Here is a 14,825-nt window from a genome sequence, read left to right as displayed (position 1 = left end):
GGTGCGACGAAACCACGGCATGTTCGCTATCCTGCATCGCGCCTTGTCGCGCTCCCGATTCAACGCCGTGGCCTTGTCACTGTGCGTTGCTTCGGCCTGCGCGCTCGCCGGTGACGGCCCGGCGCTCGACACGCGCCTGGCCGAGATCCGCGAAGTCAACCGCATCGTCCCCGAACGCGCCCTGCCGATGCTCGAAGCCATCGAGGACCAGGCACGCGTGGCACCGCTGCCGCAGCGGATCGAATTCCTGAACCAGCTGGCCGCCGCCCGCCACGGGATGGGCCAGCATGCGCAGGCAGTCGCGCTGGCCAACGAGCTCATTGTCCTGGGCCGCCAGCACGATCACACCGGCGCACTGGCCAAAGGCCTTTTGATGCAGGGGTACGCTGCGTTCGCGCAGCACCGCCCGGGTGAATCCCACCGCCTGATCTGGGAGGCCGAGAAATTGGCCAACACGACGAACGATATCGACCTGCGCGTGCGCGCCGCGATTTCGTCGGGTGAATCGTATGCCGAGGAAGGCAATCTGCCGCGCGCCCTGCAGGGCCTGCAGGGCGCTGCCGCACTGGCGCGTTCAAACGGCGATCCGGTCCATATCGTGATGGCGCTGTATTCCCTGGCGCGCCTGTACACCCAGATGCGCGAACCCGAAAAAGGTTTCGACGTGCTCGACGAGGCCTATGCCGCCGCAGCCAGCGCCAACTCGCCCGGACGTACGGCGCTGCTCAAGCGGATCGAGTATGGCCTGGCGATCGATACCGGCCAGAACGAGCGCGCCCTGCGCGCGCTGCAGGAAGGCCTCGCGCTCGAGCGCAAGATCGGCGCGACCAATCGCATCGCCGGCACCCTGGTCAACCTGTCGGACTGGTATCTCAAGATGGGCGACTACCGCAACGCCGTCGTCTATGCGCAGCAGGCAATCGACGCGCTGAAAACCCTGAACGATCGCCGGCTCGACGCGATCGCGCACCTGAACCTGGGCCAGGCCTTCCTGGCCACCGGCCGCCTCGTCGAGGGCAAGCGCCATATCGAAGCCGGTATCGCCGGCTATGAAGAAATTGGCGACAAGCCCGAACTGCAAACCGCGCTGGTGGAATACGGCCTGGCGCTCGAGCGCGTGGGCGACATGCCAGGGGCACTCAAGGCCTATCACCGCGAGCGCACGCTGTCGAACGAACTGTTTGAAAAGCGCCGCCAGCAGGCCATGCTCGAGCTGCAAGAGAAGTACGAGGCCGAACGCAAGCAGCGCCAGATCGAACTGCTGCGCAGCGAAAACACGATCAAATCGGCCGAGATCGACAACCGCCGCCTGCAGCAGCGTGTCTGGTGGCTGGTGCTCGTCGTGATCGCACTGGCGGCGATCGTGGTGGGTCTGTTGTACCGCAAGGTGCGCCATGCGAACGCACAGCTGCACGCGAAGAACTGGGAACTGAAACAGCAGAGCGTGCGCGATCCGCTCACGGGCCTGTACAACCGCCGTCACTTCCTGGAGTACATGCGCGCGCTGCCCCCATCGACGCCGTCAGCGGCCGGGACGGATGGCGTCGGCGCGCTGTTCCTGCTCGACGTCGACCACTTCAAGCATATCAATGACACCCACGGCCACGCGGCCGGCGACACGGTGCTGACCACGATCTCGGCCAACCTGGCCGAGATCCTGCGCGAGACCGACATGATCGTGCGCTGGGGTGGCGAAGAGTTCCTGGCTTTCCTGCCCTCGGTGCCGCGCCATCGGATGGATGAAGTGGCCGCGCGCATCCTGGGCGGCATCAACGCCACCGTCATCGACCATGCCGGCGTGGAGATTGCAGTGACCGTGTCGATCGGTTTCGCGCCGTTCCCGCTTGCCATCGGCAAGCAGGCCATGGCCTGGGAACGCGTGGTCAACCTGGTGGACATGGCCCTGTACATGGCCAAGTCGCATGGCCGCAACCGTGCTTACGGCGTGCGCGGTTTCGCCGATGGCGAGCGTGTGAACCTGGATGTGGTCGAGCAGAACCTGGAGCACGCCTGGCGCTCGGGCCAGGTCGACATGGCCATCGTGCACGGCGATCCGGACATGCTGCGGGCCGCCAGCGCCTAGCGCCTGCCGACAGGGCAGGCGCTCAGTCGTCTTCCTTGTCCTTGCCAGCGTTTTCCTGGATCTCCTGGCCGGCCCGCTCCACCGATTTGCCCATCGCTTCGCCGGCACGTTCGACCGACCGGCCCACTTCTTCGGTGGCGCGCTCCAGGCCACGGCTGGCTTCCTTTGTCGCATTGCCCACCTTGTCGCGCGCATCCTCGACGGCGTCGTCGGCGCGGGCGATTTCATCCTTGACCGAATTGGTCACCCCGGCGGTGGCCTGATCGAGCGCCTTGCCGATGCGTTCGGCCGGGCCATTGCCTTCGTCGTCGCGCGCGCAGCCGGCCAGCGCCAGCAGCATTGCCGACACCAGCAGCGTATTCGTCATCGTCGCGTTCATGCTGTGCTCCTTGATTTCAACGCGTTCGATGATACACAAGGCGTGGCGGCCTGGCTGTCCTTACGGGTTCAGCGCGAAGGATCTGCCAGCGGATGGTCGCGCCGGCCGGCGTCGATGCGCGCCTTGACTTCGCGCGTGCGCGCGTCCTCGCCCCAGCGCTTGGTAAACGTGGCAAGGCGGGTGCGCGCCTGTTCGAAGCTGCCCGTATTCAGCAGCCGCTCGATGGCGTTGTTGGCGGTGGTCCACGCGGTGCGGCGCTGCTCGGCGCGCGTGCAGGCCGCTGCCGCCGTATTGAGCCCGCTCTGGACCTGGCGCAGCTGCTCGGGCGTCGCGCGTGTCTTGCGCAGCGCGATCAACTCGTCCTGCGCTTCCTTCGGCTTGCACTCCTTGGCCAGGGCAATGGCTGACGCCATGCGGCGCTCGATGCGGGCCGCGGTCGGCTTGGTCAGCATCCAGGCCAGCCACAGAAGGGCCAGGCCGATGAGCCACCAGCGCAGGCGGATCGGTCTGCGCGTCGGGACGGCCTGGCGTGGTGGAGGGGTAGCGCGCACGGGTGGCACCGGCGGCGCTGGTGGTGCTGGTGGCGTCGGCGCCGGAATCGGCTTCGGCGCTGGCGGCGGTTGAACGACTGGCGCCGCGATGACTGGCGCCGGCGGCACGGATGGCGCAGGTGGTACGGGAAGCACGGGAAGCACGGGTGGCATCACGACCGGCGGCGCCGGCACGGCGTTGAGCGGCGCCTGCGCCGTTCCGCACCACGGACAAAAATCGACCGGCTGTGGAAACGCGCGGCCGCAGCCGATATTGATGCAGGAATCGTTGTGTGCCATGGTGCCCCGTGTTTCGCTGTTGCCGTACATGCCGAAAGACGGCCTGCCAACTGCTGTCTTGATCGTGATCGAAGGCCGCATGATAGCGCCCCGCACGGCCGCGCGTCGCGCTGTTTGCCCGGTAGCGCCGCCTGATCCCTCACGGTGCACCGGAACGTATAATGGCCGCTTCCCTCTTCCTTCCTGTGCGCCGATGACCGCTGCCGCCCCCCTCCTTTCCGACGACGACCTGCCCGCCACCGTGGTGGACGCCGCGACCGCGCACCTGGCGGCCGTGCTGTCGATCGCCCTCGAACACGGCCCGGCGCACAAGGCGCTGGTCGTGTACGACACGCGCACGCCGCTGGCGCGCGCCCTGCTCGCGGGCTACCGGCGCAATCTGCCCGAGGCCGCGTTCGTGGACTTCGACAGCGTGACGCCCGATGCGGTGCTGGCGGCGTTCCGCTCGATGGCCCCGCACGACCTGGTGGTGCTGGTCCAGTCGACCAATTTCCGGCTCGACGGCTTTCGCATCCGCGTCGAGCTGTTCAAGCTCGATCTGAAAGTGATCGAGCACGTGCACCTGTCGCGCATGCCCGGCATCCAGGGCGAACACTATGTCAACGCGCTGGCCTACGACCCCGCCTACTTCCGCGGCACCGGGCGCGCGCTCAAGGCGCTGATCGATAGCGCGCCGCATGGCCGCGTGGTCGGCGGCGGCGAGACGCTCACGTTTGCCTCGCCCTTCGAACCGGCCAAGCTCAATATCGGCGACTACAGCGAGATGAACAACGTCGGCGGCCAGTTCCCGATCGGCGAAGTGTTCACCGAAGCGCAAGACCTCGAAGCCGTGCATGGCCGGGTCCAGATCCATGTGTTCGGCGACACCAATTACCGCTCGAACCATCCCGACGTACCGGTCACCTTGATCATCGAAGCGGGCCGCGTGACCGGCACAGAAAACGCCACACCCGCCTTCCTGCAGGTGCTCGAGAACATCCGCCTCGAAGAAGGCGATGTCTGGGTGCGCGAGCTGGGCTTCGGGCTGAACCGCGCCTTCACGCGCGACCTGCGGGTGGACGATATCGGGACATATGAGCGCATGTGCGGCATCCACCTGTCGCTCGGAGCCAAGCATGGCGTGTACACGAAGCCGGGCTTCAAGCGCAAGGATGCGCGCTTTCATATCGACGTGTTCGCGGTCACCGATGCAGTGTTTCTGGGCGACGTGCAGGTGTATGCCGACGGGCGCTGGCTGGCCTGAACCGGACCACGCGCGGCGGCCGGTGGTATGATTTCGACCTCAGTCACCGAGCTACCATGATGCCAGACACCGTCTCCCAGCATGTCAGGGAAATCCAGGCCATTGCCGCCGTGCCGCGCGTGCTGGAAACCGTGGCGACCATGACCGGGCTGGGGTTCGTCTGCATCGCGCACGTCACCGACACCACCTGGACCACCTGCGCCGTCCACGACGAACTCGGGTTCGGCCTGCAGGCGGGCGATCCGCTCGACGTCACCACCACGCTGTGCGAAGAAGTGCGCGCGACGCGTGAGCCGATCGTCATCGACAGCGTGCGTGACAGCGATTCGTACCGCGACCACCACACGCCGCGCCTGTATGGGTTCCAGAGCTATTTTTCGATCCCCATCTTCCGTCCCGACGGCGACTACTTCGGCACGCTGTGCGGCCTGGATCCCGAGCCGGCGGCATTGAGCGATGGCGCCACAATGTCGGCGCTGACGCTGTTCGCCGAACTCATTTCGCGCCAGCTCGAAACCGACCGCTCGCTGCGCGCCACCCGCTCGGATTTGCTGTCCGAACGCGAAACGGCCGAACTGCGCGAACAGTTCATCGCGGTGCTGGGCCACGACCTGCGCACGCCGCTCAGTGCCATCCTGACCGGGGCCGAACTGCTCAAGCGCCGCAGCACCGATCCGGCCACCGACAAGATCGTCGAACGCATGCGCAGCAGCGCCCTGCGCATGGCCGGCCTGGTCGACAACGTGGTCGATTTCACGCGCGGGCGCATGGGCTCGGGCCTGGCGCTCGAACTGTGCCAGAGCGCCGACGTCCACCTGATGCTCGACCAGGTGGTCGACGAGCTGCGCGGTGTGTACCCCGACCGCGTGATCCGGTCCGACATCGCGCGTGACATCGCGCTGCGCAGTGATCCGCAGCGGCTCGCCCAACTGCTGTCGAATCTGCTCAAGAATGCGCTGCTGCATGGCGACAGCGAAGAGCCGATCCATGTGGACGCGCGCATCGACGGCGCCAGCTTCGTGCTCGCCGTGAGCAACGCCGGCCCCGACCTGAGCCAGACCATCATCGCCCAGCTGTTCAAGCCCTACTGGCGCGCCACCTCGCGCGCCGGCGACGAAGGCCTGGGACTCGGCCTGTACATCGTCGACCAGATCGCGCGCGGCCACGACGGCGCGATCGGCGTCACATCAACGGACGGACGCATCACGTTCACCTTCAGCATGCCGGCGGCATAGCTTTCTTTCGGTCCTTGCCGGCCTGACTGCGGGTACCCATACTGTTTGCCATTTGTGCAACCATGTCTGGAGAAGAAGATGCGTTCCGCCCTGCCCCGCCGCCACTCCCATGTTGTTTATCTCGCCGCCTGCATTGCAATGCTGGCCGCTGCCGGCGCATACGCCGACGACAGCGCCGCCATCGCCCGCATCGAGTCCGGCCTGCGCCCGGAAGTCGCCCTGGCCGATGTGCCGGTAGCGCCCCTGGCCCTCATCGACGAAATGAAACGGCTGAACGTGCCGGGCGTGAGCGTGGCCGTGATCAAGGACGGCAAGGTGGCCTGGACGCGCGGCTATGGCGTGGCCTGGACCGGCGGACCGGCCGTCACGCCGCAGACGCTGTTTCAGGCAGCCTCCCTCAGCAAACCCGTGTCGGCCATGGCGACGCTGCGCATGGTCGAACAGGGCAAGCTCGCTCTGGACGCCGGCATCGACCAGGCGCTCACCAGCTGGACGCTGCCGAAGGGTGACGGCACGCCGAGCCTGCGCCAGCTGCTGTCGCACACCGGCGGCATGAGCGTCTCGGGCTTTCCCGGCTACGCTGCCGGCAAGACCGTGCCGACGCTGCAGCAGGTGCTCGATGGCGCCGGCCCCGCCAACACGAAGGCCATCCGGGTCAGTGCGGCGCCGGGGTCGGCCTTTCGCTACTCGGGCGGCGGCTACACCGTGGTGCAGCAGGCGATGATCGATCGCGCCGGCCAGCCGTTCGACGCGATCCTGCACGAACTGGTGCTGGCGCCGCTGGGCATGACCGCCAGCACCTATGCCCAGCCGCTTCCGCCGGATCTGGCGCCCAATGCCGCGCGGCCGCATGACGAAAACGGCAAGCCTTTCCCCGGTGGCGCCTACACCTATCCCGAGCAGGCTGCCGCCGGCCTGTGGACCACGCCGCACGATCTGGCGCGCTTCGCGATCGCGATCCAGCAAGGCGCGGCCGGGGCAACGGACGGCGTACTCACGCCCGCCATGACGCGCACGATGCTCCAGTCAGTCAAGAACGACTATGCGCTGGGCTTGAGCATCCAGGACGGCGGCAAGGGCTTCAGCCACGGTGGCAGCAACCAGGGCTTCAAGGCGGTGTTCTACGCTGCCGTCGCTGACGGCAGCGGCGCGGTCATCTTGACCAACGGCGACAATGGCATTGACGTGGCAGCAGGTCTGATGCGCGCCATCGCCTACGAGTACCAATGGAACAGCAACCAGACCAAACTGCGCAAGGCCGTCGCGCTCGCGCCGGAAACGCAGCGCACGCTGGTGGGCCGCTACAAGCTGGACGGCGCGCCGGACTTCGACATCGCCGAGCGCAAGGGCCAGCTGATGGTCAACCAGGGTGGCCAGTGGGAACCGCTGTACGCCGAATCGGACAAGGTGCTGTTTGTCCTGTCGCGCGACATCGAGCTGCGCCAGCAGGATGCCGACAATGGCCAGATCGTCATGGGCACGTGGGTACGGGGGTATGCACGCGTGGCCAACATGCAATGAGCATGTACTGATCGGGCAATACCATGCAGGCGCGCGCCATTGGTGTGGCGTGCGCCACATGTATCCGGATTTTTACAAATACGTTAAGCAATTGAAGAATATCAACGATAGAATTCCTGTCATATTCCAACAACAAATCCAGGGGAATCATGTTTCGTTTGCCAATCGGCGTAGCAGCTCTATGCCTCGCAGCATCATCGTTTGCCGCAGCACCGTTCGACGACAAGTTCCGCCAGCTCGATGAGCTGCTGCCGACGCCAGGCACGATCCGCACCGCCTCCGGCGCCCCGGGCCACGCCTACTGGCAGCAACGCGCCGATTACACGATCCGCACCACGCTCGATGAAGCCAAGCGCGCGCTCTCCGGCGCCGGCACGGTCACCTACCACAACAATTCCCCGGATACCCTCAAATACCTGTGGGTGCAGCTCGACCAGAACATCTACAAGACCGATTCGGATGCACGTCAGAGCGCCATCCTGCCTTCGCGCGAGGCATGGGCCAACGGCACCCAGACCACCGGCCTGAAATACGATGCCCTGCGCACCGTGCTCGAGGGGCGCACCTTCCCGGGCGGCTTCGACATCCTGGCCGTCAAGGATGCGGGCGGTCGCCCGCTGCCATACACCATCAACAAGACGATGATGCGGATCGACCTGCCGCAGCCACTCAAACCGGGCGCGAAGGTGACCTTCGGTATCGACTGGCGCTACAACATCAATGAGCAGAAGGTGCTCGGCGGACGCGCCGGCTACGAGAAATTCGACGACAAGAACGACCTGTTCGAAATCGCGCAGTGGTTCCCGCGCATGGCCGCCTACTACGACGTGTACGGCTGGCAGCACAAGCAGTTCCTGGGCTCGGGCGAATTCACGCTGGAGTTTGGCGACTACGACGTGCGCATCACGGTGCCGGGCGACCACATCGTGGCTTCCACGGGCGAGCTGCAAAATCCCGGCGAGGTGTTGACCGCGGCCCAGCGCGATCGCCTGCAACAGGCAAAGACCGCGAAAAAGCCGGTCATCATCGTGACCCAGGCCGAAGCCGAAGCGGCCGAGAAGGTCCGTAGCACGGCCATGAAAACCTGGCACTTCAAGGCCAAGAACGTGCGCGACTTTGCGTTCGCGTCAAGCCGCAAGTTCATCTGGGATGCACAGGCGATCAAGAGCGGCAAGCAGGACGTGCTGGCGATGTCGTACTACCCGAAGGAAGGCAATCCGCTGTGGGAGAAGTACTCGACCCAGGCGATCATCCACACCATCGAGCAGTACAACAAGTACTCGTTCGACTACCCGTACCCGACCGCGATCTCGGTCAACGGTCCGGTGGGCGGCATGGAATACCCGATGATTTCGTTTAACGGCCCGCGTCCGAGCAAGGACAAGAAGACCGGCGAACTGACGTACTCGCAGCGCACCAAGTATGGCCTGATCGGCGTGATCATCCACGAAGTCGGCCACAACTACTTCCCGATGATCGTCAATTCGGACGAGCGCCAGTGGACCTGGATGGATGAAGGCCTGAACTCGTTCGTGCAGTTCCTGGCGCAGGAAGCCTGGGAAGCCAACTGGCCGGGCGGCCGCGGCGACCCGCGCGCCATCACCACCTACATGAAGAGCACCAACCAGGTGCCGATCATGACCAACTCGGAATCGGTCCTGCAGTTCGGTAACAACGCGTATGCCAAGCCGGCCACCGCGCTGAACGTCCTGCGCGAGACGGTGCTGGGCCGCGAACTGTTCGACTTCGCGTTCAAGGAATACGCCGAACGCTGGAAATTCAAGCGCCCGACGCCGGCCGACTTCTTCCGCACGATGGAAGACGCGTCGGGCACGGACCTCGACTGGTTCTGGCGCGGCTGGTTCTATACCACCGATGCGGTGGACGTGAGCGTCGATGGGATCACCGAGTACACGGTGTCGTCCAAGGACCCTGAAGTCGAGAAAGCCATGGCGCGCGCACGCCGCGCCGCCGAGCCGGTGTCGATCACGGACCAGCGCAACAAGGGCATGCCACGCCGCGTCGATGCGCACCCGGAACTGAAGGACTTCTACAACGAAAACGACGAGTTCACCGTCACCAACAAGGACCGCAACAAGTTCGCGGAAACGACGGCCGATCTGGAAGACTGGGAAAAGGCGCTGCTCAAGGAAGGCAAGCATCTGACGCTGGTGGACTTCTCGAACGTGGGCGGCCTGGTCACGCCACTGATCGTGGAACTGACGCTGAAGAACGGCCAGAAAACCATCGAGCGCATCCCGGCCGAAGTGTGGCGTTATTCGCCGACCAAGATCACGAAGCTGTTCGTCACCGATGAACCGATCGTCGGCCTGACGCAGGACCCGAACTGGGAAACGGCCGACGTCGACGTCAGCAACAACAGCTGGCCACGCAAGGCGACGCCGTCGCGTCTCGAACTGTTCAAGACCGAACGCGATCCGAACAACCTGATGCGCGACTTCAATTCGAAGCTCAAGACGAAGGATGCGCAAGGCACGCCAGCGCCGGAGACGGCGCCAACGCCGGCGGAATAACGCAGCATCCGGTTGGTTCATTACCCGGGCGGAGCGATCCGCCCGATGTCATTTTTTGGGTACTACGATCATGAATATCCCTCACCTGCATGCGGCCTTCGCGACCCTCACCCTTGGCGTTGCGATGACCGCCGGCGCGGCCGGTCCGGCCTTCGACGACAAGTTCCGCCAGCTGGACGAGCTGCTGCCGACGCCCGGCGTCACGCGCAACGCGGCCGGTGCACCGGGCCACGCCTACTGGCAGCAGCGCGCCGACTACAAGCTGCGCGTCACACTCGATGAAGCCAGTCGCGCGATCAGCGGCGCCGGCACGGTCACGTACCACAACAACTCGCCCGACACGCTGTCGTACCTGTGGGTGCAGCTGGACCAGAACATGTTCCGCAGCGACTCGGACAACCGCAAGATCACCACGCTGCCGTCGCGCAGCGCGTGGCAGGCCAGGGGCAACGATGGCGTGAAGTTCGACGCGCTGCGCTTCACGCTGGAGGCAGGCAATTTCGCCGGCGGCATCGACATCCAGAGCGTGACCGGCAGCGACGGCCGCGCGCTGGCGCACACGATCAACAAGACGATGATGCGGATCGACCTGCCGCAACCATTGAAACCCGGCGCAAAGGTGTCGTTCAACGTGGCCTGGCGCTTCAACATCCCCGAGATGAACGTGCTGGGCCGGCGCATGGGCTTCGAGCGCTTCAAGGATGGCAACGACATCTACGAAATCGCGCAGTGGTTCCCGCGCATGGCCGCCTACTACGACGCGGCCGGCTGGCAGAATGCGCAGTACCTGGGCGACGGCGAATTCACGCTGGAATTTGGCGACTACGACGTGGCGATCACGGTGCCGGGCGACCACATCGTGGCCGCCACGGGCGAGCTGCAGAACGCGGGCGAGGTCTTGAGCAGCACCCAGCGCGAGCGCCTGCAGCAGGCGAAGAAGGCGGGCAAGCCCGTGATGATCGTGTCGCAGGCCGAAGCGCAGGCGACCGAAAAGGGGCGCGCCACCAGCAACCGTACTTGGCGCTTCAACGCCAGGAACGTGCGCGACTTCGCGTTCGCGTCGAGCCGCAAGTTCATCTGGGATGCGCAGGGCATCAAGAGCGGCAGGCAGGACGTGATGGCGATGTCGTACTACCCGGCCGAAGCCAATCCGCTGTGGGAAAAGTACTCGACGCCCGCCGTGATCCACACGATCGAGCAGTACAACAAGTACTCGTTCGACTACCCGTATCCGGTGGCGATCTCGGTCAACGGCCCGGTGGGCGGCATGGAATACCCGATGCTGTCGTTTAACGGCCGCCGCCCCGTCAAGGACGCCAAGACGGGCGCACTGACCTACTCGCAGGCCGCCAAGTACGGCCTGATCAGCGTGATCATCCACGAGGTGGGCCACAACTACTTCCCGATGATCGTCAATTCGGACGAGCGCCAGTGGACCTGGATGGACGAAGGGATGAACAGCTTCCTGCAGTTCCTGGCCGAGCAGGCCTGGGAAGAGAACTATCCGGCGCGCCGTGGCGAGCCACGCGACATCGTCGACTACATGCGCAGCACGAACCAGGCGCCGATCATGACGAATGCCGAGTCGACGCTGCAGCGCGGCGCCAACGCGTATGCCAAGCCGGCTACCGCATTCAACATCCTGCGCGAGACGGTGCTGGGACGCGAGCTGTTCGACTTCGCATTCAAGGAATACGCCGAGCGCTGGAAGTTCAAGCGCCCCACCCCGGCCGACTTCTTCCGCACGATGGAAGATGCATCAGGCACGGACCTCGACTGGTTCTGGCGTGGCTGGTTCTACACGACGGACGCGGTGGACATCAGCGTCGACGGCATCAGCGAGTACACGGTGTCGTCGAAAGACCCGGAAGTCGAAAAAGCCTGGCAGCGCGCGCGCCGCGCCGCCGAGCCGGTGTCGGTGACCGACCAGCGCAACCAGGGGATGCCCCGCCGCGTCGATGCGCATCCCGAGCTGAAGGACTTCTACAACGAACACGACGAATTCACCGTCACCAACAAGGACCGCAACAAGTTTGCCGAAACGACGGCCGACCTGGAAGACTGGGAAAAGGCGCTGCTCAAGGAAGGCAAGCACCTGACGCTGGTCGACTTTTCCAATCGCGGTGGCCTCGTGATGCCACTGATCGTCGAGCTGACCTTCAAGAGCGGCCAAAAAACGATCGAGCGCATTCCCGCCGAAGTCTGGCGCTATTCGCCCAAAAAGATCACGAAGCTGTTCGTCACCGATGAACCGATCGTCGGCCTGACGCAGGACCCGTACTGGGAAACGGCCGACATCGATGTCAGCAACAATAGCTGGCCACGCAAGGCGACGCCGTCGCGCCTGGAGCTGTTCAAGACCGAGCGCGATCCGAACAACCTGATGCGCGACGCGGCCACGCCGTTGAAAGCGGCACCGAAGGCGGCCCAATGAACGTGCGCGGATTGAAATCGCTGCTCCTGGCCCTGCTGCTGTGCGCCAGTGCTGCGGCCAGCGCGCACCGCTTCCACTTCGGCATGACCGACATCTCGTACAACGCGCGCACCGAGAGCACGGAAATCGTCCACACCTACACGGCGCACGATATCGACGCGCTGCTGCTCAATCTGTACGGACGCCAGTTCGACCTGAGCGACGCAGAAGACCAGGCGGTGCTGCGCACCTACGTCGAGCGCCACTTCTGGCTCGCCGACAAGGACGGCAAGAAGCTGCCCGTGACCTGGGTTGGCATGACGGCCGATGCGCAAAGCGTCGTGATCTACCAGGAGCTGGCCGCCACGCCGCTGTCGGCAGCGGCCGTGATTCGCCAGGGGATGCTGGTCGACTTCCTGGCCGAACAGGTCAACACCGTGAACCTCAACGAAGGCGGCGCCGTGCGTTCGCTGACCTTCCTGCGCCAGGCGCTCGAACAGCCTGCGCGCTGAACCTTATTCTGAATCTGCCCATGCTGCTTTGCCCCATGCCTCTTCGCCCAATCGTTTGCGTGCTCGCCGCGCTGTTCGCCTCATCGACCGCCCATGCCGATGATTTCCAGCTCCAGCGCGTGCTGGTCGAAGGCGCCCGCGCCAGCCAGCTCGGCATCGCCGATTCGGCCGGCGCCGGCAGCGCCGGTGCGAAGGACCTGGCCGGGCGCATCGCCTACCGGCCGGGCGAGCTGCTCGAAGTCACGCCCGGCCTGATCGCCAGCCAGCACAGCGGCGAAGGCAAGGCCAACCAGTTCTATCTGCGCGGCTTCAACCTCGACCACGGCACCGATCTGGCCACCTGGGTCGACGGCATGCCCGTCAACCAGCGCAGCCACGCGCACGGCCAGGGCTGGACCGACCTGAATTTTTTGATTCCCGAACTGGTGGGCCGGCTCGATTACCGCAAGGGGCCGTATTCGGCGCGCGAAGGCGATTTCTCGTCGGCCGGCGTGGCGTCGCTCAGCTATGCCAATCGTCTGGTGAAAAGCATCGCTTCCGCGACGGTCGGCCAGGACGGCTATGCCCGCACGATGCTGGCCGGTTCGCCCGAGGTTGCCGGCGGCAGCCTGCTGTACGCGCTGGAACTGATGAAGAACGACGGCCCATGGACGCGCCCCGACGGCTACCGCAAGGTCAACGCCGTGCTGCGCTACAGCCAGGGTTACGCCAACAATGGCTGGAACGTCACCGCGATGAGCTACAGCGGCCACTGGAATTCGACCGACCAGATTCCGCTGCGGGCCGTCGAGGATGGCCGCATCGGGCGCTATGACCTCATCGACGACAGCGATGGTGGCAAAGCGCGCCGCCAGAGCATCTCGGGCATCTGGCGCAGCACGGACACCGATTCGGCCTCGAAAGTGAGCGCCTATGTGATCCGCAACGAGCTCGAACTGTTCTCGAATTTCACCTACTTTTTGAACGATCCGGTCAACGGCGACCAGTTCGCCCAGCCCGACCGGCGCGTGACGACGGGCCTGGACGCCACCCACACCTGGCACATGCACCGCAGTGACACGCTGTCGTCCGACCTGACGGTGGGCGCGCAACTCCAGAACGACAATATCTACAACGGCCTGTACGACACCCGCAAGCGCGCGCGGATTGCCACCACGCGCGAAGACCACATCGTCGAAACGAGTGGCGCGGTGTTCGTCGAGAATGCGACGCGCTGGAGCGATGCGCTGCGCACGGTCGTCGGTGTGCGCGCGAATAACTACCGCTTCCGCGTCGATGGCGACCGGCCTGAAAACGCCGGCAAGGCGCACGACACCCTGGTCACGCCGACGCTGAACATCGCCTACGGCCCGTGGGCCTCCACCGAGCTGTATGCCAACTACGGCCACGGCTTTCACAGCAACGACGCGCGCGGCACGGTCGCCACGGTCGATCCGAAAACGCTCGATGCGGTGGAGCGCACCCCGGGCCTCGTGCGCTCGCGCGGCGTGGAGTTCGGCCTGCGCACCGAGGCGATTCCGAAGATGCAGATGTCGCTGGCCGTGTACCGTCTCGACTTCGATTCCGAGCTGACCTATATCGGCGATGCCGGCAACACCGAGGCGGGCGATCCGAGCCGCCGCTACGGCATCGAGTTTTCGAACTACTACCGGCCCTACAAATGGCTGTCGGTCGACTTCGACGCCGCCTGGGCGCGCGCCCGCTCGCTGGGCAACCGGATCCCGGGCGCGATCGAAGGCGTCGCGCAACTAGGTGTGACGGTCGACCGCAGCGGCCCGTGGTCGGGTTCCCTGCGCCTGCGCTGGTTCGGTCCGCGCCCGCTCATCGAAGACGACAGCGTGCGCTCGAAGGCGAGCGTGACGCTCAACGGGCGTGTGGGCTACCAGTTGGCGAAGGACCTGCAGCTGGAACTCGAAGCGTTCAACCTGACGAACCGGCGCGCCTCGGCGATCGACTACTTCTATGAGTCGCAACTGGCGGGCGAAACCGCGCCGGTCGCGGACGTGCATTTTCACCCGATCGAACCGCGCTCGCTGCGCCTGACCCTGGTCAAGACCTGGTGAAGTCTGGCCGGG

General features: G+C 65.2%; 10 protein-coding genes. 8 read left to right on the top strand and 2 right to left on the bottom strand.

Translation table 11 applies throughout. The features are described from left to right. Positions 1-19: 19 nt before the first annotated feature. Positions 20-2,083: a diguanylate cyclase gene (locus IFU00_03100; GenBank protein ID MBD8541267.1), complete on the top strand. Its 2,064-nt coding sequence runs from the start codon at positions 20-22 to the stop codon at positions 2,081-2,083. 22 nt (positions 2,084-2,105) lie between these two features. Here IFU00_03100 and IFU00_03095 read toward each other — a convergent pair whose 3' ends face one another. Both IFU00_03095 and IFU00_03090 read right to left on the bottom strand, forming a co-directional pair. After that, a complete protein-coding gene (locus tag IFU00_03095) occupies positions 2,106-2,462 on the bottom strand; it encodes a hypothetical protein (GenBank protein MBD8541266.1) in 357 nt (118 codons plus the stop codon). Positions 2,463-2,530: 68 nt separating this feature from the next. Further along, positions 2,531-3,292 (bottom strand): hypothetical protein, encoded by a 762-nt coding sequence (locus IFU00_03090; protein ID MBD8541265.1) that lies wholly within the window; start codon positions 3,290-3,292, stop codon positions 2,531-2,533. Between the two features lie 193 nt (positions 3,293-3,485). Here IFU00_03090 and IFU00_03085 point away from each other — a divergent pair, with 193 nt between their 5' ends. From IFU00_03085 to IFU00_03055, 7 genes are all read left to right on the top strand, one after another. Next, positions 3,486-4,535 (top strand): hypothetical protein, encoded by a 1,050-nt coding sequence (locus tag IFU00_03085; protein MBD8541264.1) that lies wholly within the window; start codon positions 3,486-3,488, stop codon positions 4,533-4,535. A 59-nt stretch (positions 4,536-4,594) separates the two neighbouring features. Next, entirely contained in the window at positions 4,595-5,770 is a 1,176-nt protein-coding gene (locus IFU00_03080; protein MBD8541263.1) for a GAF domain-containing sensor histidine kinase, read from the top strand. Positions 5,771-5,848: 78 nt separating this feature from the next. Then, complete coding sequence (locus tag IFU00_03075; protein ID MBD8541262.1) at positions 5,849-7,291, top strand: beta-lactamase family protein; 1,443 nt, start codon at positions 5,849-5,851, stop codon at positions 7,289-7,291. A gap of 149 nt (positions 7,292-7,440) precedes the next feature. Next, entirely contained in the window at positions 7,441-9,825 is a 2,385-nt protein-coding gene (locus IFU00_03070) for a M1 family metallopeptidase (protein ID MBD8541261.1), read from the top strand. A 70-nt stretch (positions 9,826-9,895) separates the two neighbouring features. Further along, entirely contained in the window at positions 9,896-12,259 is a 2,364-nt protein-coding gene (locus IFU00_03065) for a M1 family metallopeptidase (GenBank protein MBD8541260.1), read from the top strand. Beyond that, positions 12,256-12,750: a hypothetical protein gene (locus IFU00_03060; protein MBD8541259.1), complete on the top strand. Its 495-nt coding sequence runs from the start codon at positions 12,256-12,258 to the stop codon at positions 12,748-12,750. The genes IFU00_03065 and IFU00_03060 overlap by 4 nt, the downstream gene beginning before the upstream one ends. A gap of 35 nt (positions 12,751-12,785) precedes the next feature. Continuing rightward, entirely contained in the window at positions 12,786-14,813 is a 2,028-nt protein-coding gene (locus IFU00_03055; GenBank protein MBD8541258.1) for a TonB-dependent receptor, read from the top strand. Positions 14,814-14,825: the final 12 nt, after the last annotated feature.

It is taken from the genome of Oxalobacteraceae sp. CFBP 8761, assembly GCA_014841595.1.
In the GTDB taxonomy this organism is placed as follows: Bacteria; Pseudomonadota; Gammaproteobacteria; order Burkholderiales; family Burkholderiaceae_D; genus Telluria.
This window is presented reverse-complemented; position numbering and strand designations above follow the sequence as displayed.

Excerpts from the sequence above, each read along its gene's own strand:
- IFU00_03055 (MBD8541258.1), top strand. The coding sequence starts at position 12,786 with ATGCCTCTTCGCCCAATCGTTTGCGTGCTCGCCGCGCTGTTCGCCTCA.
- IFU00_03095 (MBD8541266.1), bottom strand. The coding sequence starts at position 2,462 with ATGAACGCGACGATGACGAATACGCTGCTGGTGTCGGCAATGCTGCTG.
- IFU00_03085 (MBD8541264.1), top strand. The coding sequence starts at position 3,486 with ATGACCGCTGCCGCCCCCCTCCTTTCCGACGACGACCTGCCCGCCACC.
- IFU00_03060 (MBD8541259.1), top strand. The coding sequence starts at position 12,256 with ATGAACGTGCGCGGATTGAAATCGCTGCTCCTGGCCCTGCTGCTGTGC.
- IFU00_03090 (MBD8541265.1), bottom strand. The coding sequence starts at position 3,292 with ATGGCACACAACGATTCCTGCATCAATATCGGCTGCGGCCGCGCGTTT.
- IFU00_03075 (MBD8541262.1), top strand. The coding sequence starts at position 5,849 with ATGCGTTCCGCCCTGCCCCGCCGCCACTCCCATGTTGTTTATCTCGCC.
- IFU00_03065 (MBD8541260.1), top strand. The coding sequence starts at position 9,896 with ATGAATATCCCTCACCTGCATGCGGCCTTCGCGACCCTCACCCTTGGC.
- IFU00_03080 (MBD8541263.1), top strand. The coding sequence starts at position 4,595 with ATGCCAGACACCGTCTCCCAGCATGTCAGGGAAATCCAGGCCATTGCC.
- IFU00_03100 (MBD8541267.1), top strand. The coding sequence starts at position 20 with ATGTTCGCTATCCTGCATCGCGCCTTGTCGCGCTCCCGATTCAACGCC.
- IFU00_03070 (MBD8541261.1), top strand. The coding sequence starts at position 7,441 with ATGTTTCGTTTGCCAATCGGCGTAGCAGCTCTATGCCTCGCAGCATCA.